Consider the following 18,609-nt stretch of genomic DNA (forward strand, 5'->3'; position numbering starts at 1 on the left):
GACAAGCTCAGCCTGAGCGGGATTCATAGCCCAATCTATCAAAGCCGCTCAGGCTGAGCTTGTCGAAGCCCCGGGAGGCGTGCGCAAATCAGTTCTGCTGCACATCCTGTGGATGATGCGGCACCAGGATCAGCGTCTTGCCCTCGACGCGCCAGCTGGCGAGCCGCGACAGCAGGTTCATGCCGATGACATTGGCGTCACCGAGCCCCGGCGCCACCACCGCGTCGATCTCGCGCGCGACGACGCTGCCCATGCGCAGTTCGTCGATTACCGCCAGCTGGGCCTCCACTGTTCCGTTAGCCGTGCGCATCAGCACCGACCGGTTGAGCGGATTGGCCTTGAGCCCCGCCTCCTGCGCCGTAGCGGGCGAGATCGCCGTCAGCGTCGCGCCGGTATCGACGAGGAAATCGCGCTTCACGCCGTTGACCGTGGCGCTGATCCAGAAGTGCCCGTCCGGCTGCATCGGCACCCGCGTCTCGCCGCCCGCGACGCTCTGACGCTCGATGCCGAACTGAGGCAGGGCGAAATCGGTGCCGGTGGTCAGGCGCGTGACTTGCGCGATCGTCAACAGCATCGCGGCGAGCAGGCCAAGGTTACCCACTCCCCGCAGCAAACCGCCGAGGAGTGGTAGCGGCCGACGCAGCATTCCGCCGATCACGCTCGCGACGATGCCCGCGAAGGCAAGCGCCAGCAACGGCTGCCCGGCAAGGAAGTTCAGGATGTCGGCAAGGTCCATGGTCGATGGGTCTATCATACTGCAGCTTTCGCGGCGCTGACTGCGTCGTCCGGGCCCAGTGCGTCTTTAGGCGAGGGCGGGCGGCAAGCAAGGCGCGCGAGGCGACGTAAGTTGGGCCCGGATCAGGTCCGGGGCGATGGGGTTTTCGGCGTCAGAATGAGGCGGTTGCCCTCAACCCGCCAGGCTGCCAGCTGCGAAAGTAAGTTCATGCCGATGACGTTGGTATCGACCTCGGTGTCGGGGCCGATGGCGACAGTCAGGGCATTCGCCTCGATCCCGCCGAAGCGCAGCGAATCCGCCGTGCCGCGCCGAGCGACGATCGAGCCGTTGGCGGTCTCCAGGATCATGCCGCGATCCTCCGGATCGGGCTGGATGCCGACCCTTTGCGCTACACGCTGCGAGACGCCCGTATACGTAGCCCCGGTGTCGATCAGGAATTCGACCGGCTCGCCGTTCAGTTGCGCCTCGACCCAGAAATGCCCGTCTGCGCGCATGGCGACGACGGTTTCCTTGCCGACGATCTCTGCCGGGCGGGTGGCGTCGAGCCAGAGCGCCGCCTCTGACCGGCCGTTGTGGCCAGCCAGTTCCGCTACCGTGAGCAGCAGCGCGGCGATCAGGCCGAGGTAGGCGCAGTTGCGCATAATCCGCCCCAGCCGGGGGTTCCCCGCGGCAATCATACCGGCAGCGACCGCGAGCAGGATCGCCGCGATCGTCAGCGACAGCAGCGGCTGCCCGATCAGGAAGCCGGTCAGCTCGTCGAGATTCACGCCAGCGGTTCCTCCGCCAGAACCTCGTCGAGCAGGACATCGACGCGCTCGCCTTGTGGGAAGCCTTCGGCGATCCAGCGGTCTTCGACCCGGCGTAGAATACGCGCCACATCAGGCCCTGCGCCTACCCCGCGTGCGACGATCTGTCCGCCCTTGAGCGGCATCGCCGGTATTTCCCAGCCTGCGAGTGTCGAGACGTCCGCGCCTGCGATCAGCAGTCGATCCAGCGCGCGGTCCCGTCCGAGACGATAGGCGAGCGCACGCGGCTCTCCGGGCGATCCCTCACGCGCGGCGGCGAGGGCGAGGCGCTTCTTCTGTGCTGCGGAAAGGCGGAATCGCGCGGCGACCTGCTCGGCCAGTGTGGGTTGCGGCGGCAGCAGCGCTGCCAGTCGGCGGATCGCCTCGGGCGCGATGCCTTGCATGCGCTCGGCCGCGACGAGCACGGCGAGGGCGTCCGGATCGGCCTCCGGCAAGATGACCTCGAGTACACCGAGTTCGCGCATCCGCTGTACCGTCGGCGCCGGATCGGGAAGGCCGAGCAGGTTCATCGTCTCCATGCCCACCCGCTCGCGCGAGAGGCCCTTGAGCGTCGCAGCCAGTTCCGAGCAGGCGGCTTCCGCTTCGGTATCCGCAGGCGAGGAGCCGAAGCGGGCCTGGAAGCGGAAGTAGCGCAGGATGCGCAAGTGATCCTCGCGGATGCGCTGGCGGGCATCGCCGATGAAGCGCACGTGGCGGGCAGAGAGGTCGGCGAGGCCGTCGAACCAGTCGTGGATTTCGCCGCCGTGCGGATCGGCGTAAAGTGCGTTGATCGTGAAGTCGCGCCGAGCCGCATCCTTGCGCCAGTCTTCGGCGAAAGCCACGGTGGCGCGGCGGCCATCGGTCGAGACATCGTGGCGCAGCGTGGTGATCTCGACCGGGCCGTGGGGGAGCACGGCGGTCACCGTGCCGTGTTCGATGCCGGTGGGGACGTTGCGGATGCCGGCGGCATCGAGGCGCTCGATCACCGCCTCTGGCAGAAGCACCGTGGCCATGTCGATGTCCTTGACCGGCAGGTCCAGCAGCGTGTCGCGCACGGCGCCCCCGACGTAGCGGGCATTGCCCTCGCCCAGCGCGGCGACGAGACCGAGGAGGTCTTCGCGGTGCATCCACGGCGCATTCAGGGTCTCAGGCATTCGAGGATCTTTCGAGCCAGTTCAGGCGACCGGCAAGGTTGTGGAGGATAGCCCCGGTGACACCCCAGATGACGTGGTCCTGGCGGGTGTCGTTCCAGACGATCTCGATGAAACTGTGGCGACGCCCCTCGAACTCTACATTGCGGGTCGCCTGGTTGGCGGGATCGAGCACGAAATCGATCGGAACCTCGAACCACTGCGCGACTTCGGCGGGGTTGGGCCTGATTTCGAGATCGGGGGGGACGATCCCGACGACCGGCGTGATCTCGTAGCCGCTGCCGGTGCGGTAGATGTCGCTGGTACCGATGACGCGGACGTCGCCGGTGCGGATGCCGAGTTCCTCGTTCGCTTCACGAAGGGCTGCCTCGACGGCATCTTCGCCGGGGTCGATGCGGCCGCCGGGAAAGGCGATCTGGCCCGGGTGCGCGCGCATGTTCGAAGGCCGATGGAGCAGCAGTATACCGGGACGCTCGCGCTCGGTTATGGCGATAAGCACGGCGGCGGGGGTGAACCGCGCAATGTCGTGGATGCGCGGATCGCTCCACAGGCGCGGCGGCGCGTCGGCGTGGCCCGCCTCGAGGCGGCGAGAAACCTTATCGTACAATGCGCTCATGCGGGGACCAGCGCGAAGCGGGCGCCGTTGCTCGTTACCGACAGATCGTCGTTTTCCAGCGCGATCTCCGCCAGTTGCGCATAAGTGCTGCGATTGAGCCTCGCACGGGTGCCATGGCGGACCGCGACGTACAGCGCGGGTGTCTCGGTATCGCCCTCCGCCGTGATCGGGTGGTCCGGCCCTGCAATAACGAGGTCGTCGGTGTTCAGGCGGAAGGCGAGGGTGCTGCCCTCGCGCTTGACGTCGATGGCGATGAACGCCGCATCCTCGACCTCGATGGAGAGCTTCTGGACCGGCGTGACCAGCCAGTGCTGCCCGTCTGCGTCACAAGTCAGCAGCGAGGCGAAGGCGCGGACCATCGCCGGGCGGCGAACCTCGCCGTCCTGATGAAACCAGCGGCCGTCGGCGGCGATGCGCATCTCGCTGTCGCCGGTCTCGGCGGGCGACCACTGATCGACCGGCGGGAGTTTGCGCGCGGCGACCAGCCTGGCCACCTCGTCCAGGCTCAGCGCGGCAAGTTCGGGGGGAGGTTCATAAGGCATCGTCTCGCGATGCCAGATAGGGCCTCGCGCGCCAAGGTCCAGTGTGGCTCGTGGTGCCGCAAGCTCAACTGCGACCCTGCGCGTTCAGCGGAGCCAAGGACCGAGCATGCCGCGCTCGGGCAGAACGGCGATGTTGGCGCAGCGCACCAGCAGACGGCGCCGTTCGAACGGTCCGGGCAGTTCCCAGCCCTCGGTGCCCTCGTTGGAAAAGCCCCAGAAGCGGCCGTAATACTCGGGATCGCCGATCATGACCTGCGGCAGCGGCGCGCGGTCGTCGATGCTGGCCATGCTGGTCGACATCAAAGCCTGACCATATCCCATGCCCTGATGGCCGGGCATCACCGCGACCGGGCCGACCATGATCATCGGGAAGGGACGCCCTTCGGGCGTGTTGAGCGCGACCGGCCAGCACTGGATCGTGCCGACCAGCATCTCGGAGGCGTCGAGCGCGGCAAAGCTGAGCGCCGGCAGCCAGTCCGTGCCTTCACGTACTTTGTAGGCCGTACGCTTGTGGCGCTCCGGCTCGAACGCGGCGTCGAGCAGCGCTTCGACGAGCGCGGGATCGACATTGTCGAGCGGAATGATCGTGGCGGCTTCGGAATGGATCTGGGTCATGGCGCGCGCGCGATAGGTGGCGCGCTGCGGTTTGTCGATTCAATTCGGGTTTTCACCCCGCCGGGGTGAGCCTCAGCAGGTGGCCGCTTTCGGGGCCTTCGCCATCCTCCAGCAGCCAGATCGCGCCGTCCGGGGCCTGCCGGATTTCGCGGATACGGTTGTCCATTGGATAGCGGGCCTCCTCGGTTGCCTTGGTGCCGTCGATCGAAACCCGCACGAGGCCGGTGGCGACCAGACCCGTGATGATCGCCTGCCCCTTCCATCCGGGGAAGAGGTCTCCGCTATAGAAGATGAAGTCGCCCGGCGCGATCACGGGATTCCAGCTGATTGCAGGCTGCGCGAGATCGGGGCGCGTCGAATTGCGCGGGATCGGGCGGCCGTCGTAATGATCGCCGTCGGAGACCAGAGGCCAGCCATAATTGGCGCCCGGTTTGACGAGGTTCAACTCGTCGCCGCCGGCGGGGCCATGCTCCAGGTCCCACAGCCGGCCCTGCGCATCGAAAGCCAAGCCGAGAATGTTGCGGTGGCCGTAGGACCAGATCTGGTTGGTCGGCGTGGGTTTGTCGGCCCAGGGATTGCCTGGAGCCGGCGTGCCGTCCGGCAGCAGGCGCAAGACCTTGCCGAGGTTGGTGCCGAGATCCTGTGCGGGCGTGAATTTCTGCCGCTCTCCGGACGCCACGAACAGGTACTTGCCGTCGGGCGAGAAGCGCAGCCGGTGCGAGTAGTGACCGCGCCCGGCAACCTTGGGCGTCTGGCGCCAGATTACCTTGAGGTTCTGCAGCGCACATTGGGTTGCCGTACTACAGACGAGGTCGGCCTTGCCTACTGCCGCGCCGCGCGTGTCGCCCGGTCCGGCTTCAGCCCAGCTAAGGTACACGATGCGGTGGTCCAGCGTGGTTCCCGTCTGGCCCGGCGCAAACACGAAGTCGCCGAGGCCGCCCTGGCCGCCGTAATCGACCTTGGGAACGCCCTTCACTTCACTGATGCGACCGTCCGGCGTGCGCAAACGGATCGTACCCTTCTTTTCGGTCACGACCAGCGTTCCGGTGCCTTCGTCGAAGGCCATGGCCCAGGGTTCGTCGAACTGCGCGAGCGTTTCCACCTTGAAGGGCGTGCCGGCTTCGGAGGCAGGCGCCTTTTCCCCGGTGGCGGCATTGCCGCAGCTTGCGAGTGTCAGCGCCAGCGGCGATAGGGCGAAAAGGAGACGTCTTGCGAACATGCCGAGCCCAATGCTTGCACCTTTCACGAGTTCCCCAAAGGAGACTTCGGCAATTAAACGTTACGTGATCGGTGTCGACGAGGCCGGTCGCGGCCCGCTTGCAGGGCCGGTTGTTGCAGGCGCGGTCATGCTCTGCAAGCCGCGTCCCTCCGGACTGGACGATTCCAAGAAGCTCTCCGCGATGCGTCGCTCCGAACTGGAGGCAACCATCAAGCGCCGGTGCCGCTGGGCGGTCGGCGTGGTCGATGTGGAGGATATCGATCGCCTCAACATCTTCGGCGCGACTATGCTGGCGATGACGCGCGCGGTGGCGGCGCTATGTGCTACGCTGGGCGAGGAGCCGCACGAGGTGCTGGTGGACGGCAACATGACGCCGCATGGTCGCCGCGAGGAATGGCGCTGGAATGCCCGCGCGATCGTCGGCGGGGATGCGATCGAGCCTTGTATCTCGGCGGCATCGATCATCGCCAAGGAGCACCGGGACCGCCTGATGCGCGATCTTGCGCTGGTGCATCCGCATTACGGGTGGGAGCGCAATGCCGGTTACGGCACGCCGCAGCATCTTGCTGCACTGCGAGAGCATGGGCCCACCCCGCATCACCGGCGCAGCTTCGCTCCAGTGGCTCAACTCACGCTGCTTTAGGCTGCGAGCGCGAGGTCTTCGGACTTCGGTGCCTCGATCCTGGCCTTCGGAACGGCGGCGTCCTGCGCGGGCTTCTCGGCCAGACCGGCGACGTAGCGCTCGGCAAGGAGCACGTCGCGGCGATACGAGAAGTAGAGTGAGATAAGCGAAAACATCTGACGACCTTTATGGATATGTGCTTGCTGCGCTGCAGCATCGAGGGTCATTTGGGCTTCACGGCCGATTGCTGCAAATGCAACGTATTGGATGGGTGTTGCATAAAACTGCACTATCAATTCCGGGGTGTGACAAAAAGTTATCCACGAGTCGCGTGAGTCACACCCACTACATCTTGAGTCATGGCGATTCGCGGCGACTCAAGATGTAGTGCCGGATTCGTTTTGTTCCGCTTGGCTGAACGCGTGAATCACAAGGATTCACCACGAGTCGCGGCTTGACGGCGAGTCCCGGATGAATCACTTAGGGGGTCATATCCACAGTTTATCTCATCGGAGCAGTCATGGGTCAGATCTTGGTCAAGGAACGCATTCGGGCACGGGCGCCTGCGCCCACCCCGAAGGAGCTGCTTCCGCTCGGCCGCATCCTGACCGGGGACTGCATCGAGGCGATGCGTACCATTCCCGACGCTTCGGTGGACATGGTCTTCGCCGATCCGCCGTACAACCTGCAGCTCGGCGGCGACCTCGCACGCCCGGACGGCAGCCACGTCGACGCGGTGACGAACGACTGGGACAAGTTCTCCAGCTTCGCGACCTACGACCAGTTCACCCGCGACTGGCTGACCGAGGCGCGCCGCGTGCTCAAGCCCGAGGGTTCGTTGTGGGTGATCGGTTCGTATCACAACATCTTCCGCCTCGGTGCGATCATGCAGGACATGGGGTTCTGGATTCTCAACGACATCGTGTGGCGCAAGGCGAACCCGATGCCCAACTTCAAGGGCACCCGCTTCACCAACGCGCACGAGACGCTGATCTGGGCGAGCATGGGCGAGAAGTCGAAGTACACCTTCAACTACCGCGCGATGAAGACGCTCAATGACGAATTGCAGATGCGTTCGGACTGGGTGCTGCCGATCTGCAACGGCGCCGAGCGTCTGAAGAAGGGCGGCCGCAAGGTCCACCCGACCCAGAAGCCGGAAGCGCTGCTTTACCGTGTGATGCTGGCGACGACCAACAAGGGCGACGTCGTGCTCGACCCGTTCTTCGGCACCGGCACCACCGGCGCCGTCGCCAAGCGCCTCGGCCGCGAGTGGATCGGCTGCGAGCGCGAGAGCGACTACCGCGAAGCCGCGCTGGAGCGCATCGAGATGGCGCTGCCGCTCGACGAGAGCGCGCTCAAGACCATGCAGTCCAAGCGCACCGCGCCCAAGGTGGCGTTCGGCACGCTGATCGAGACGGGCTGGATACAGCCGGGCACGCAGCTGTTCGACAAGAAGCGCCGCCACGTTGCATCCGTGCGTGCGGACGGCTCGCTGCTGGCGGGCGATCTCAACGGTTCGATCCACGGTGTCGGCAAGGATCTGCAGGGCGCGCCTTCGTGCAACGGCTGGACCTATTGGCACCTGGAGCACGAAGGCCAGATCAAGCCGATCGACGCGATCCGCCAACTGTACCTTCTCGCGACGGAGCCGTGAGGTGCGCAGCGCCCGGGTTGATGCCATCTACCCAGTATGACCGAGAACGTCGAAAATCTGCTACTCGAGCACTTGAAGAAAATTCAAGCCGAACAATCGGCCGCGCGTGAGCGCGACCGGGAGATCATGACACGTCTCGGTTCGCTGGAATCGATGATTGCGCGCATCGGCCGTGATAACGCTCATACTTATGAGGAGCAGATCAAGGACCGGCGCGGGCTCGACGCCTTGAAAGAGCGTGTCGAGCGTTTGGAAAGGGGCCTCGAACTCGGGAACTGAGTTGGTTCCTTATCGTCGTGACCCGAGCTAAGGCGCTGTCATGACCCGCAAACTCTATATCCGCCCGATCGCCCTCGCCGACAGCCCGCAGAGCGAGGAGGGCGAGGCCGTGCGTCTCGGCGGGGCGATGGTCTGGGCGAGCCGCTTCGCGCTGATCCTGCGGGAAGGCGGCAAAGTTATCGCGCGCGAGCGGGTGTCCGCCTCGCAGATGCCCGCTGCGTTGGCCGCGCTCCCCGCCGACCTCGGCGCCATGGCAGAGGCGCAGTGGGCGAATTTACGCAAGGTGCATGCCCCGATCCAGTGCGGCGCGCGGACGATCCGGCTGGAACAGCCGCAAGTCATGGGCATCCTCAACATGACGCCCGACAGCTTTTCCGACGGCGGCAGGTTTCTCGACAATCTCGAAGTCGCCGCCGCCCATGCCTCGGCCATGCTGGAGGCGGGCGCGGCGATCGTCGATCTTGGCGGAGAATCCACCCGTCCCGGAGCGGCGGCCGTATGGGAGGGCGACGAACTCAAGCGGGTCGTGCCGATGGTCGAGCGGCTCGCCGCGATGGGCGCGGCGATCAGCGTCGATACCCGCCGCCCCGCCGTGATGGAAGCGACGTTGACGGCGGGCGCACACATCATCAACGACGTCTCCGCGCTCCGCTACGATCCGCGCAGCCTGCAACTGGCGGCCGAGTCCGGCGCTCCGGTGGTGCTGATGCATGCGCCGGGCAAGGCCGAGGACCTGCATTCGGGTGCCGATTTCGACGACGTCGTGCTCGACGTGTTCGACTGGCTGGAGGCGCGGCGCGATGCCTGCGTGGCGGCGGGAATCCCGGCTGACAGGATCATCATCGACCCGGGGTTCGGCTTCGGGCTGACGCTGGGGCAAAACCTGACGCTGTTCAACGCGCTGCCGCTGTTCCATGCGCTCGGCCAGCCGCTGCTGGTGGGCGTCAGCCGCAAACGGATGATCGGGGCGCTCTCTAACGAGGCGCCCGCGCACCAGCGGCTCGGCGGCTCGGTGGCGCTTGCGGTGAAGGCCATGGATGCCGGTGCACACATCCTGCGGGTCCATGACGTGCCGGAAACGGTACAGGCCGCGCGCGTGTGGAGGGGGCTGCGCGATGCCGCGCTGACCGACTTCTCACAATTGCCGCAATAGCCGTTACAAATCTGGACGAGGCATGAACCGCAGGTTTCTGCCGGATGAACGGCAGGTCCGAGTTCTGTGACCCTGTCATCACAACGCGGTGCTGCACTGCAAAACGTCCCGCTGAACGCTCGTTTCGTCCTTTCGCCTGACGAAAATTGCATTCGTGACCGTTTGTCCTTCCGACAGTGAGGCAATTCCGCCTCGCACTGGAAAGCGACAAAGGGGATTCACCCATGAAGCAGACCATCATCATCCGCGCCGCTGCCGTGGCGCTCGCCATCGTTCCCGCTACCGCCATGGCCGTCGTGCCGGCAATGTACGAGGAGCGGGTCGCCCGCGTCGAGGAGAACCGCATCATCCAGACGCCGATCGGCGGCATCGAGGGCAAGCACTGGTTCAACTACCGCGCGAACGTGAACGAGAGCCAGAAGGAGCTGGCCACCGATCTGCGCAAGGCCAGCGACATCGAGGATCAGCGCGACGCCTGGGAGGAATATGGCAGCGAACTGCGGCACGAACGCGGCACTTACGCCAAGGCCATGGCGAAGCGCGGTTACCGTATCCCCTCGGTCATGATCGAGGGTCTCTGAGCCTTTTTGAACAGTCCCCCCGGACAACGAACCGGGGTCGCGCTTCTGGCGCGGCCCCGGTTTTCATAGGTGTTCCAATCCATCATGCGACTTCTACGCGCAGCCGTTCGATGCGGGTGGTGCGCAGTTTCCAGCCCTCGTCGTTTCGCACGTAGGTTTCATGGTAACGTCCCCAGCCGGTCAGCCGGGTAAAAGGGCCGCCCGGCGGCAGGAACAGCCGGTCGGTGAAAGCCCATATCCCGCTGGCGGCGGTCTCGCTTTCAACGGTGATGTCGGGGTCATGGCCCTGATGCACGGTGACCATGTGCGGGCCGCCCGTTTCACGAGCGTCGGGCCAGTTCAAGCGGCCTTCCATCACCTTGTTCATGGCGGGGAAGTGGTCGATGCCGCTGGCCGGGTCGGTGCAGCACCCGCGATAGTCGAGCACACAGTCCTCCGCGAGGATCGAGCGGACGAGCGCTGAATTGCGATCGTCCACGCCGCGAAAATACCGGGCCTTCACTTGCCTGATGGCCTCGATCGCGGCGAGGCGTTCCATCGTATCCACGTCCACCTCTCCCACGTTCCTATGCGGGAAGCCTGGACAGATCAGGCGGCGTTGTCGATGCCCAGCTCGGACAGCTTGCGGTAAAGGGTGGAGCGCCCGATGCCGAGACGCCTTGCCACTTCGGTCATGCGGCCACGGTAAAGGCCTATGGCAAGGCGGATGACGTCGGCCTCTATCTCATCGAGCGGGCGCAGGTTGCCGTCGGCGGTGTAGAGCATGACGCCGGAGCTTTCCGGCATCTGGGGGGGTGTGGATAACCCTGTGCCCAATATGTTGAGAAGTTGCGGAAAATCTTCCGAAGTCAGCGCATCGCCGTCGCAGAACACGGCTGCGCGGAACAGCACTGCCTGCAACTGGCGCACGTTGCCCGGCCAGTCGTAGGCGGCGAGCAACGAGAGCGCGCCGTCGGCGATGCCCAGTTCGCGAAGCCCCGGCTGCTCGCCGATGCGGGCGAGGAAGAAGCGGGTGAGGGCGGGAATATCGCCCGTCCGCTCGCGAAGCGGCGGCAGAAGGACCTTGGTGGGCGACAGCGCCGTCAGCAGTTCGGGCATGAAGTGGCCCTGGTCGGAAAGGTCCGCCAATGGGAGGTTGCTCGCGGCGATCAGGCGCACGTCCACCCGGAACGAGTGGCGGGCACCGATCGGGCGACAGTCGCCTTTCTTCACCGCTTCGAGCAGGCGTTCCTGTACCGATTCGGGCAGCCGGTCGATCTCGTCGAGGGCGAGGGTGGCGCCGTCGCAGTGCTGCAGCGCGCCGATCTGGCGATCGAATGCGCCGGGGAAGGCGCCCTTTTCATGGCCGAACAGGACCGACTCGATGGAGTTGGCTGGTACGCCGCCGATATTGATGATCCGCAGCGGCATGCGCGAGCGCGGCGAGGCGGCGTGCATCGCGCGGATGAGCATTTCCTTGCCCGATCCGCTCTCGCCCTCGATCAGTACCGGAGAATGGCCGCGCGCGGCCTTGGCGGCGACGGCCAGCGCCTTGCGGAAGTTGGGCGCCGCGCCGATCATCGATTCGAAATCGGGGTTGGACGGCATCTTCTCGGTCAGCGGTGCAAGCTCGTCGCGCGGTGCCTCGCGCGTCGTCGCCGAGCGCAGGGCGTGCATCAGCCGGTCGGGCGCGACCGGCTTGACGAGGTAATCGGTCGCCCCCGCGCGCATCGCCTCCACCGCAAGCAGGGGCGAGGTGCTGGCGGTCAGCATCAGGATCGGGAGGGCCGGACGGCGGGCCTTAAGCTCGGAAATCAGCGCGCAGGCGTCGTCGCCGGGCACCCACTGGTCGAGGATAATTGCCGAAAGCTGCATGCCCTGCCGGGTGCCGAGCGTGGCGATCGCCGTCTCGGCATCGCGCACGATCAGGGTGCGCCACCCCTCGCGCGAGGCGAGTGCGGAGATCAGGCGGCTCTGGGCCGGCTCATCATCGATGAGCATGAGGAGGCGCTGGTCAAGGTCCGCCATGGTGGTGTCGCTTCGTGTCGCCTCTTCGCTTTCTGGAACTTGAACCTACGGCAAACGGGTAAAGAGCGGATTAAGGCTGCGGTTGGAACGCGCGGAACCGGATGTTCATGATCGGTTAGTGACGCCGTCATGGACCTTCTTCGCCCTTGAGCGGCAAGCCCGGCCCGGTTAGTGTCCGCGAGAAAGCAAACAGTTTTGGGGAAAAGAGACAATGGCTTCGGGTAACGACATCAAGGCCGCGACCGAGACCTACAACGGCTTCATCAAGGCCGCCACCTGGAGCACCGGGGTCATCATCGTCATTGCAGCGCTGGTCGTCGGTCTGATCGCCTCCTGAGCGGGCCGCGAGTTTGACCCTTCAGCGGCGGATCGCGGTCCTCGCCGAACGCGCGACCGGCGAAACCCGGGTTGCCGCCACGCCCGAGACCGTGCGCAAGCTCTCTGCCCTCGGCGCCCTCGTGGCGGTGGAGAGCGGGGCTGGACTGTCCGCCAGCATCTCCGACGCGGATTATCGCGCTGCCGGGGCCGAAGTAGGTCCCGTCGATTCGGTCTTGGCGGGAGCGGACATCGTTTTCGCGGTGCAGGGGCCCGATCCTGCGTTGCTCGGCAGCGTCGCGGCCGGGGCGTGGGTCGTCGCGATCCTCGATCCGTTCGGGCAGCGCGCACGCGTGGATGCCTATGCGGCAGCCGGGCTCGAAGGGCTGGCGATGGAACTGATGCCGCGTATCACGCGGGCGCAGTCGATGGACGTTCTCTCCAGCCAGTCGAACCTTGCCGGATACAAGGCGGTGCTGGCGGCGGCCGATGCCTATGGCCGGGCCTTCCCGATGATGATGACGGCGGCGGGCACGGTCAGCGCTGCCAGGTGCTTCGTCATGGGTGTCGGCGTCGCAGGGCTTCAGGCCATCGCGACCGCCCGCAGGCTGGGCGCGCAGGTCTCCGCCACCGACGTGCGTTCGGCCACGAAGGAGCAGATCCAGTCGCTTGGCGCCAAGCCGATCTTCGTCGAGAGCGTCGCCGGGATCGAGGGTGAGGGCTCCGGCGGCTATGCGGGCGAGATGAGCGAGGAGTACCAGCGCGCGCAGGCGGAACTCGTCTCCGCGCACATCGCCAAGCAGGACATCGTCATCACCACCGCGCTGATCCCTGGCCGCGCGGCACCGCGCCTCGTCACCGACGCGCAGGTCGCCTCGATGAAGCCGGGTAGCGTGATCTTCGACCTTGCCGCACCGCAAGGCGGCAATGTCGAGGGGACGGTGCCGGACCAGGTGGTCGAGCGCCACGGGGTGAAGATCATCGGCTATTCCAATACGCCTGCGCATCTGCCCGCGGATACTTCGGCGCTCTATGCGCGCAACCTGTTCAACTTCGTCTCCGCGTTCTGGGACAAGGAGCAGGGCGGCCCGGTGCTCGACGCGGAGATCGGTGACGCGGTGCGCCTCACGCGCGGTGGCCAAGTGGTTCACCCGAGGCTGCAGAGGCAGGACAGCTAGCATGGACTTCGTCTCTATCCTGTCGATCTTCGTGCTGGCCTGCTTCGTGGGCTATTACGTCGTGTGGTCCGTCACCCCGGCGCTGCATACGCCGCTTATGGCGGTGACCAACGCGATCTCCTCGGTGATCGTGGTCGGCGCGCTGGTGGCGAGCGCGGCTTCGGGCTCGCCGATCGGCAAGTGGCTGGGGCTGGGTGCGGTGGTGCTGGCCAGCGTCAACATCTTCGGTGGCTTCGCCGTCACCGAGCGGATGCTGGCGATGTACAAGAAGAAGGACCGCAAGTGATGGAGGCGCACTCCGTCAGTCCCTGGGTCGCGGTCGCCTACCTGATCGCCGGTGTCTGTTTCATCCTCGCTCTGCGCGGCCTTTCATCGCCGGCGACGAGCCGGAGGGGCAACCGCTACGGCATGGTCGGCATGGGCATCGCCGTGGTGACGACGCTGGTGACGCACGAGGTCGCCAGCCTGCCGGAAATTCTGGGCGCCATCGCCATCGGCGGCGGTGTCGGCTTCGTCATCGCCCGGCGCATCAAGATGACAGACATGCCGCAACTGGTGGCCGCATTCCACTCGCTGGTCGGGCTGGCTGCGGTGCTGGTGGCGGCCGCGGCGTTCCTCAACCCTGAGGCTTTCGGCATTCTCGGCGCCGACGGCAACATCCTGCCCGTCAGCCGGGTCGAAATGGCGCTGGGCGTGGCGATCGGCGCGATCACGTTTTCCGGGTCGGTCATCGCCTTCGCCAAGCTCAACGGCAGCATGAGCGGTTCGCCGATCCTGCTCCCCGCGCGCCATGTCATCAACCTGGGCACGCTGGGCGCGATCCTCGTATTGACGGCGCTGTTCGCGCATTCCGGCGCCGCCGGGCCGGGAGAGAACCCGCTGTTCTGGGTGATCGTCGGGCTAGCCTTCGCGATCGGTTTCCTGCTCATCATCCCGATCGGCGGGGCGGACATGCCGGTCGTCGTCTCGATGCTCAACAGCTATTCGGGCTGGGCGGCGGCGGCGATGGGCTTCACGTTGCATAACACCGCGATGATCGTGACGGGGGCGCTGGTCGGTTCCTCGGGCGCGATCCTGTCGTACATCATGTGCAAGGCGATGAACCGCAGCTTCCTCTCCGTCATCGCCGGAGGCTTCGGCGCGGAAGCGGGCGCGGGCGGCGGCGAAGCCAGGGAACAACGCCCGTGGAAGCGCGGCTCGGCAGAGGACGCGGCGTTTCTGATGAAGGAGGCGGAGAACGTCATCATCATCCCCGGCTACGGCATGGCCGTGGCGCAGGCGCAGCACGTGCTGCGCGAGATGGGAGACCAGCTCAAGAAGCATGGCGTGGGCGTGAAATACGCCATTCACCCCGTCGCAGGGCGCATGCCCGGACATATGAACGTGCTGCTGGCCGAAGCCAACGTCCCCTACGACGAGGTCTTCGAACTGGAGGACATCAACGGCGAGTTCGCCCAGGCCGACGTCGCCTTCATCATCGGCGCCAATGACGTGGTGAACCCGGCGGCCAAGACCGACAAGTCCTCGCCGATCTACGGCATGCCCGTGTTCGACGTCGATAGGGCCAAGACGATCTTCTTCATCAAGCGCTCGATGGGCGGGCAGGGCTATGCCGGCGTCGATAACGACGTGTTCTACATGGACCAGACGATGATGCTCCTCGCCGACGCCAAGAAGATGGTCGAGGACATCAACAAGGCGTTGGCGGATTGAGGTAGGGTGTCGTTACTTGGATGGCGCCTAGCGCCCCTTTGCGGTCATTGAGATTATAGCTAGCCTCCGCATATGGATGATATCGGACCCAAAGGCGGCCTTAGCACCGAGGGCAAATGGGGCTGCTTAGTAGGCGATAATGCTCGGTTTCCCGATTTTCCTTTTCTTGGTTTTTATCGATGCCATCGGTGATTGCGAGCCTTACACCGATTGCAAGAAGGGCTTTCTCACGCAGGTCTTGCTTCCTTCGGTCGCGATTACCTTTGGCGTATTTTTGCTGACACGGTGGGCAATAAGGGCTGCACGGGACAGCAGCACTTAACCCACTCTGACCCGCCGTTTTGCGCCTTTCCGTTCACGCCCCATTGCAGTCATCTCAAAGGCCTGCGACTAACGCGGCATGAACCTGACGTTTTTCGTTTTCCATGCTCAGATTACAGTCGCACAACTACCGCCTACTCCACTCACGCCCGTCGAAGTGGTTGGTCTCGGATATTGAATTTATGAAATGGGTGATGCGGTTAGTTCCAATTGGCGTTCTGGCTCTGCCACTGTGCTCTGTTGCCTTGGCAATTGCGGCTTTAAACGCCGATCTATCAGAGGTGGGCGCGGGACTTATAATACTTTCATTTCTGTCTTTCGTTCTGTCATTTCCATTGATGATTTACTGCTACATCAGAGCGATATGTCGCGTCTGCGGGGAAATATTTTGTGATTCATACTATATTATCATTCCAATACAGACCCGATGCGCAAATTGCGCATCGCCTCTAAAATCAAGTTTCTTGAGCAGCGGCGGGTAACCACCCCTTGCCGTCATTCCTGCGAAGGCGGCAACCCATCTCACGCCTCGTGTTGCAAAGGCATCAGTTGGGTCCCCGCCATCGCGGGGGTGACGGAATTAAGGCTGAGTCCTTCCGAATCCGCTGTCCATCCCATTCGCGGTTCCGATTCCGCACAAAGGAGAAATGCCGCCCCGCGCGCAGCTTCGACGGAATACGGGGACAGGGGTGGTAAACCCCTGCCTGTTCCCTTCTTTACATACTGTTCCCTGCGAACCCAACCCGGTGTAATCCCCGCCGCATGATCCGCCTCATCAAGACCGTCATCCTCATCGCCGTGTTGTGCGCCGCCACCTGGTTCGGCGCCCACTGGTACGCTGAATACCGCGTGCGTGCCGCCTTCGCCGAGGCCGGGCTGAGCGACCGGGCAGCCGCGTGCATGGGCGAGCGTCTCGTGCGTAAACTGTCGCTGCGCCAGATCCAGAGGCTCACCGCGCTGCAGAGCGCTGCGCATACGCCCGAAGGCATGGTGGAAGCCGCGCATGCGATTGACGATCCGCGCGTGGTCAAGGTGACAGCGACCTCGCTGCTCTTGTGCAGCACCGGTTTCTCCCGCTAGGGCTCACGGCGACAATCCCGGAGTTCCGCTTGACACTCGCTCCCTATGCTTCCGACCCGTCCCGTTCGCGCGGGCGCGAGTTTTCGATCGAGAACGGCATCGCCCGCGGCGCGCGCAGTCCCTACCAGCGCGACCGGGACCGGATCATCCATTCGATCGCGTTCCGGCGCCTGCGCTACAAGACGCAGGTGTTCGTGGCGCCCGACGGCGATCATTATCGCGTCCGCCTGACCCACAGCCTCGAGGTGGCGCAGATTGCCCGAGTGATCGCGCGCATCCTGGGCCTCGACGAGGATCTGACAGAGGCGCTGGCGCTGGCCCACGACATAGGCCATCCGCCTTTCGGTCATGCCGGAGAGGACGCGCTCGATGCAGCGCTCCACAAGGCGGGCGGGTTCGACCACAACGCCCATACCCTGCGCACGCTGATGCGGCTGGACAGCCCTTATTGCGAGCACGACGGCCTCAACCTGACGTGGGAGACGCTGGAAGGTCTCGCCAAGCACAACGGCCCGGTGCTGGAGCCGACCTGGGCGCTGGCCGAACTCGACGCGGCGTACAACCTCGACCTCGGCACCCATGCCTCGCTGGAGGCGCAGGTCGCGGCACTGTCTGACGACATCGCCTACGATAACCACGATATCGACGACGGCCTGCGCGCGGGCTTCCTCGATCTCGACGAACTGCTGGCGCACCCTTTCGTCGTCGATCACTGGAACGAGGTGGAGCGCCGCTATCCCGGCGTGCCGCTCGACCGCCAACTGGCCGAACTGATCCGCAGCCAGATCGGCGTCATGGTCAATGATCTCGTCGCGCAGACGCAGAAGAACCTTGTCGGCGTCGGCAGCATCGAGGAAGTGCGTAATGCGGGCAGGGCGCTGGTCGCCTTCTCGCCCGAGATGGCCGAGGGCGAACGCGCCTTCAAGCGCTTCATGTACGAGAAGCTCTACTACCACCCCGAGCAGTTGGAGACTGCGAAGCGGGCACGGGCGCTGCTGGCGGAACTCTATTCCGCCTACTCGCAGGAAACGGTGCTGATGGACGAAAGCTGGATCGACACGATGCCGCGTTACGAGCCCGCACGCAGCCGTCACATCGCCGACTACATCGCCGGCATGACCGACCGCTTCGCCATCGCCCGCCACGCGGAGATCTACGGCCGCACGCCCGAGGGCCTGAGCAATGTCTAGGTTCTGACGGCGATGCAGGGGGTGACACGCATCTGCCTGGTCGGCGCGACCGGGCTGGTCGGTTCTGCCGTGATGGCCGAGGCGGTGGGACGCGAGGAAGTGCGGATCGTCGGTGTCGGGCGGCGCGAGGCCGTGCTGCCGCCGGGCGCGCGCATGGAGATGCTGGTCGGCGAGCCGATCGACTGGCCCGGGCTCATCCGTGCGGCGCAGGCCGACGTGCTGGTCTGCGCGCTGGGCACCACGATCAAGGCGGCAGGCAGCCAGGAGCAATTCCGGGCAGTCGATCACGATCTGGTGCGTTTCACCGCAGAGGCGGGAATCGCGGCAGGGATCGGGCATATGATTCTCGTCTCCTCGGTCGAGGCGGACCGGGCCAGCCGCAACTTCTACCTTTCGGTGAAGGGCGAGACGGAGGAGGCGCTGGGGCGGCTCGGGTTCGGACGGCTCGACATACTGCGGCCCAGCCTGCTGCGCGGCACGCGCGAGGAAGCGCGGCCGCTGGAAGGCGCGTGGCAGGCTTTCGCACCGCTGGCGGATCACCTCGCGCTGCATGGGAAGCTGCGCCGCTTCCGCTCGATCCGCGCGCGCGACGTGGCGCGGGCGATCCTGACGCTGGGTTGGGAGCGGCCGCAAGGGTGCTTCGTGCACGAACATGACGCGTTGAAGCGGGCGGCCTCTTCTGCCCGGATTGAATCCGGGGCCGCTGCCCGAGAACGGCCCAACTCATATAACGCGTTGCCGACGGGGTTGGCCTGAAGAAAGCCACTGGCCCCGGATCAGGTCCGGGACGACGTTTTCCGACACATTCGCCAAACCTTGCGTTGACTTAGCCCGGCCCGTCACCCAAGGCTC

At 65.2% G+C, this 18,609-nt stretch carries 22 protein-coding genes; 12 read left to right on the top strand and 10 right to left on the bottom strand.

Annotated features, from left to right (window positions below; translation table 11 throughout):
- Positions 1-88 precede the first annotated feature (88 nt).
- The 7 genes from ACYPYD_RS02995 to ACYPYD_RS03025 all read right to left on the bottom strand — a co-directional run bounded on the left by ACYPYD_RS02995 (position 89) and on the right by ACYPYD_RS03025 (position 5,664).
- The gene (locus tag ACYPYD_RS02995) at positions 89-736 is read right to left on the bottom strand and encodes a retropepsin-like aspartic protease family protein (RefSeq protein WP_155986207.1); all 648 of its coding nucleotides are present in this window, start codon (positions 734-736) and stop codon (positions 89-91) included.
- Between the two features lie 122 nt (positions 737-858).
- Positions 859-1,503, bottom strand: coding sequence for a retropepsin-like aspartic protease family protein (locus tag ACYPYD_RS03000; RefSeq protein WP_211150013.1), 645 nt, complete (start codon positions 1,501-1,503; stop codon positions 859-861).
- Positions 1,500-2,675, bottom strand: coding sequence for a CCA tRNA nucleotidyltransferase (locus ACYPYD_RS03005; RefSeq protein WP_459662020.1), 1,176 nt, complete (start codon positions 2,673-2,675; stop codon positions 1,500-1,502). The genes ACYPYD_RS03000 and ACYPYD_RS03005 overlap by 4 nt, the downstream gene beginning before the upstream one ends.
- On the bottom strand, positions 2,668-3,288 hold the full coding sequence (locus ACYPYD_RS03010) for a CoA pyrophosphatase (RefSeq protein ID WP_459662023.1): 621 nt from the start codon (positions 3,286-3,288) through the stop codon (positions 2,668-2,670). Before ACYPYD_RS03010 ends, ACYPYD_RS03005 begins: the two co-directional genes overlap by 8 nt.
- Positions 3,285-3,830: a DUF1285 domain-containing protein gene (locus ACYPYD_RS03015; RefSeq protein ID WP_459662024.1), complete on the bottom strand. Its 546-nt coding sequence runs from the start codon at positions 3,828-3,830 to the stop codon at positions 3,285-3,287. Before ACYPYD_RS03015 ends, ACYPYD_RS03010 begins: the two co-directional genes overlap by 4 nt.
- 84 nt (positions 3,831-3,914) lie before the next feature.
- Positions 3,915-4,445, bottom strand: a complete 531-nt coding sequence (locus ACYPYD_RS03020) for a GNAT family N-acetyltransferase (protein WP_008829449.1) — start codon at positions 4,443-4,445, stop codon at positions 3,915-3,917.
- A 52-nt stretch (positions 4,446-4,497) separates the two neighbouring features.
- Positions 4,498-5,664 carry a PQQ-dependent sugar dehydrogenase gene (locus ACYPYD_RS03025; RefSeq protein ID WP_459662025.1) on the bottom strand — a complete coding sequence of 389 codons (1,167 nt, stop codon included), beginning with the start codon at positions 5,662-5,664 and terminating at the stop codon, positions 4,498-4,500.
- A 10-nt stretch (positions 5,665-5,674) separates the two neighbouring features.
- On the opposite strand from ACYPYD_RS03025, the gene ACYPYD_RS03030 reads away from it, so the two are divergent.
- Positions 5,675-6,307 (top strand): ribonuclease HII, encoded by a 633-nt coding sequence (locus ACYPYD_RS03030; RefSeq protein ID WP_051586761.1) that lies wholly within the window; start codon positions 5,675-5,677, stop codon positions 6,305-6,307.
- Here ACYPYD_RS03030 and ACYPYD_RS03035 read toward each other — a convergent pair.
- Positions 6,304-6,462 carry a hypothetical protein gene (locus ACYPYD_RS03035; RefSeq protein ID WP_459662026.1) on the bottom strand — a complete coding sequence of 53 codons (159 nt, stop codon included), beginning with the start codon at positions 6,460-6,462 and terminating at the stop codon, positions 6,304-6,306. The genes ACYPYD_RS03030 and ACYPYD_RS03035 overlap by 4 nt on opposite strands.
- Before the next feature lie 344 nt (positions 6,463-6,806).
- On the opposite strand from ACYPYD_RS03035, the gene ACYPYD_RS03040 reads away from it, so the two are divergent.
- From ACYPYD_RS03040 to ACYPYD_RS03055, 4 genes are all read left to right on the top strand, one after another.
- Positions 6,807-7,940, top strand: a complete 1,134-nt coding sequence (locus tag ACYPYD_RS03040) for a DNA methyltransferase (RefSeq protein ID WP_459662028.1) — start codon at positions 6,807-6,809, stop codon at positions 7,938-7,940.
- A 36-nt stretch (positions 7,941-7,976) separates the two neighbouring features.
- Complete coding sequence (locus ACYPYD_RS03045; protein ID WP_459662029.1) at positions 7,977-8,219, top strand: hypothetical protein; 243 nt, start codon at positions 7,977-7,979, stop codon at positions 8,217-8,219.
- A 40-nt stretch (positions 8,220-8,259) separates the two neighbouring features.
- Positions 8,260-9,372, top strand: a complete 1,113-nt coding sequence (gene folP / locus ACYPYD_RS03050) for a dihydropteroate synthase (RefSeq protein WP_459662030.1) — start codon at positions 8,260-8,262, stop codon at positions 9,370-9,372.
- Between the two features lie 224 nt (positions 9,373-9,596).
- Positions 9,597-9,953, top strand: a complete 357-nt coding sequence (locus tag ACYPYD_RS03055) for a hypothetical protein (protein ID WP_008829444.1) — start codon at positions 9,597-9,599, stop codon at positions 9,951-9,953.
- Positions 9,954-10,035: 82 nt separating this feature from the next.
- Here the strand turns inward: ACYPYD_RS03055 and ACYPYD_RS03060 are convergent, their stop codons facing one another.
- Together ACYPYD_RS03060 and ACYPYD_RS03065 are read right to left on the bottom strand one after the other, a co-directional pair.
- Positions 10,036-10,491, bottom strand: a complete 456-nt coding sequence (locus ACYPYD_RS03060) for a nuclear transport factor 2 family protein (protein WP_459662053.1) — start codon at positions 10,489-10,491, stop codon at positions 10,036-10,038.
- A 50-nt stretch (positions 10,492-10,541) separates the two neighbouring features.
- Entirely contained in the window at positions 10,542-11,960 is a 1,419-nt protein-coding gene (locus ACYPYD_RS03065) for a sigma-54-dependent transcriptional regulator (RefSeq protein ID WP_459662031.1), read from the bottom strand.
- A 211-nt stretch (positions 11,961-12,171) separates the two neighbouring features.
- On the opposite strand from ACYPYD_RS03065, the gene ACYPYD_RS03070 reads away from it, so the two are divergent.
- From ACYPYD_RS03070 to ACYPYD_RS03100, 7 genes are all read left to right on the top strand, one after another.
- Positions 12,172-12,297 (top strand): aa3-type cytochrome c oxidase subunit IV, encoded by a 126-nt coding sequence (locus tag ACYPYD_RS03070; RefSeq protein WP_081798950.1) that lies wholly within the window; start codon positions 12,172-12,174, stop codon positions 12,295-12,297.
- Positions 12,298-12,310: 13 nt separating this feature from the next.
- A complete protein-coding gene (locus ACYPYD_RS03075) occupies positions 12,311-13,453 on the top strand; it encodes an NAD(P) transhydrogenase subunit alpha (protein WP_036524664.1) in 1,143 nt (380 codons plus the stop codon).
- A gap of 1 nt (position 13,454) precedes the next feature.
- Positions 13,455-13,739, top strand: coding sequence for an NAD(P) transhydrogenase subunit alpha part 2 (locus ACYPYD_RS03080; protein WP_008829440.1), 285 nt, complete (start codon positions 13,455-13,457; stop codon positions 13,737-13,739).
- Positions 13,739-15,166 (top strand): NAD(P)(+) transhydrogenase (Re/Si-specific) subunit beta, encoded by a 1,428-nt coding sequence (locus tag ACYPYD_RS03085; protein ID WP_036524666.1) that lies wholly within the window; start codon positions 13,739-13,741, stop codon positions 15,164-15,166. Before ACYPYD_RS03080 ends, ACYPYD_RS03085 begins: the two co-directional genes overlap by 1 nt.
- A 1,083-nt stretch (positions 15,167-16,249) precedes the next feature.
- Positions 16,250-16,567, top strand: a complete 318-nt coding sequence (locus ACYPYD_RS03090) for a hypothetical protein (protein ID WP_459662032.1) — start codon at positions 16,250-16,252, stop codon at positions 16,565-16,567.
- Positions 16,568-16,596: 29 nt separating this feature from the next.
- A complete protein-coding gene (locus tag ACYPYD_RS03095; RefSeq protein WP_459662033.1) occupies positions 16,597-17,757 on the top strand; it encodes a deoxyguanosinetriphosphate triphosphohydrolase in 1,161 nt (386 codons plus the stop codon).
- A 12-nt stretch (positions 17,758-17,769) separates the two neighbouring features.
- Positions 17,770-18,513, top strand: coding sequence for an NAD(P)H-binding protein (locus ACYPYD_RS03100; protein WP_459662034.1), 744 nt, complete (start codon positions 17,770-17,772; stop codon positions 18,511-18,513).
- Positions 18,514-18,609: the final 96 nt, after the last annotated feature.

Source organism: Novosphingobium sp. 11B, from assembly GCF_054589055.1.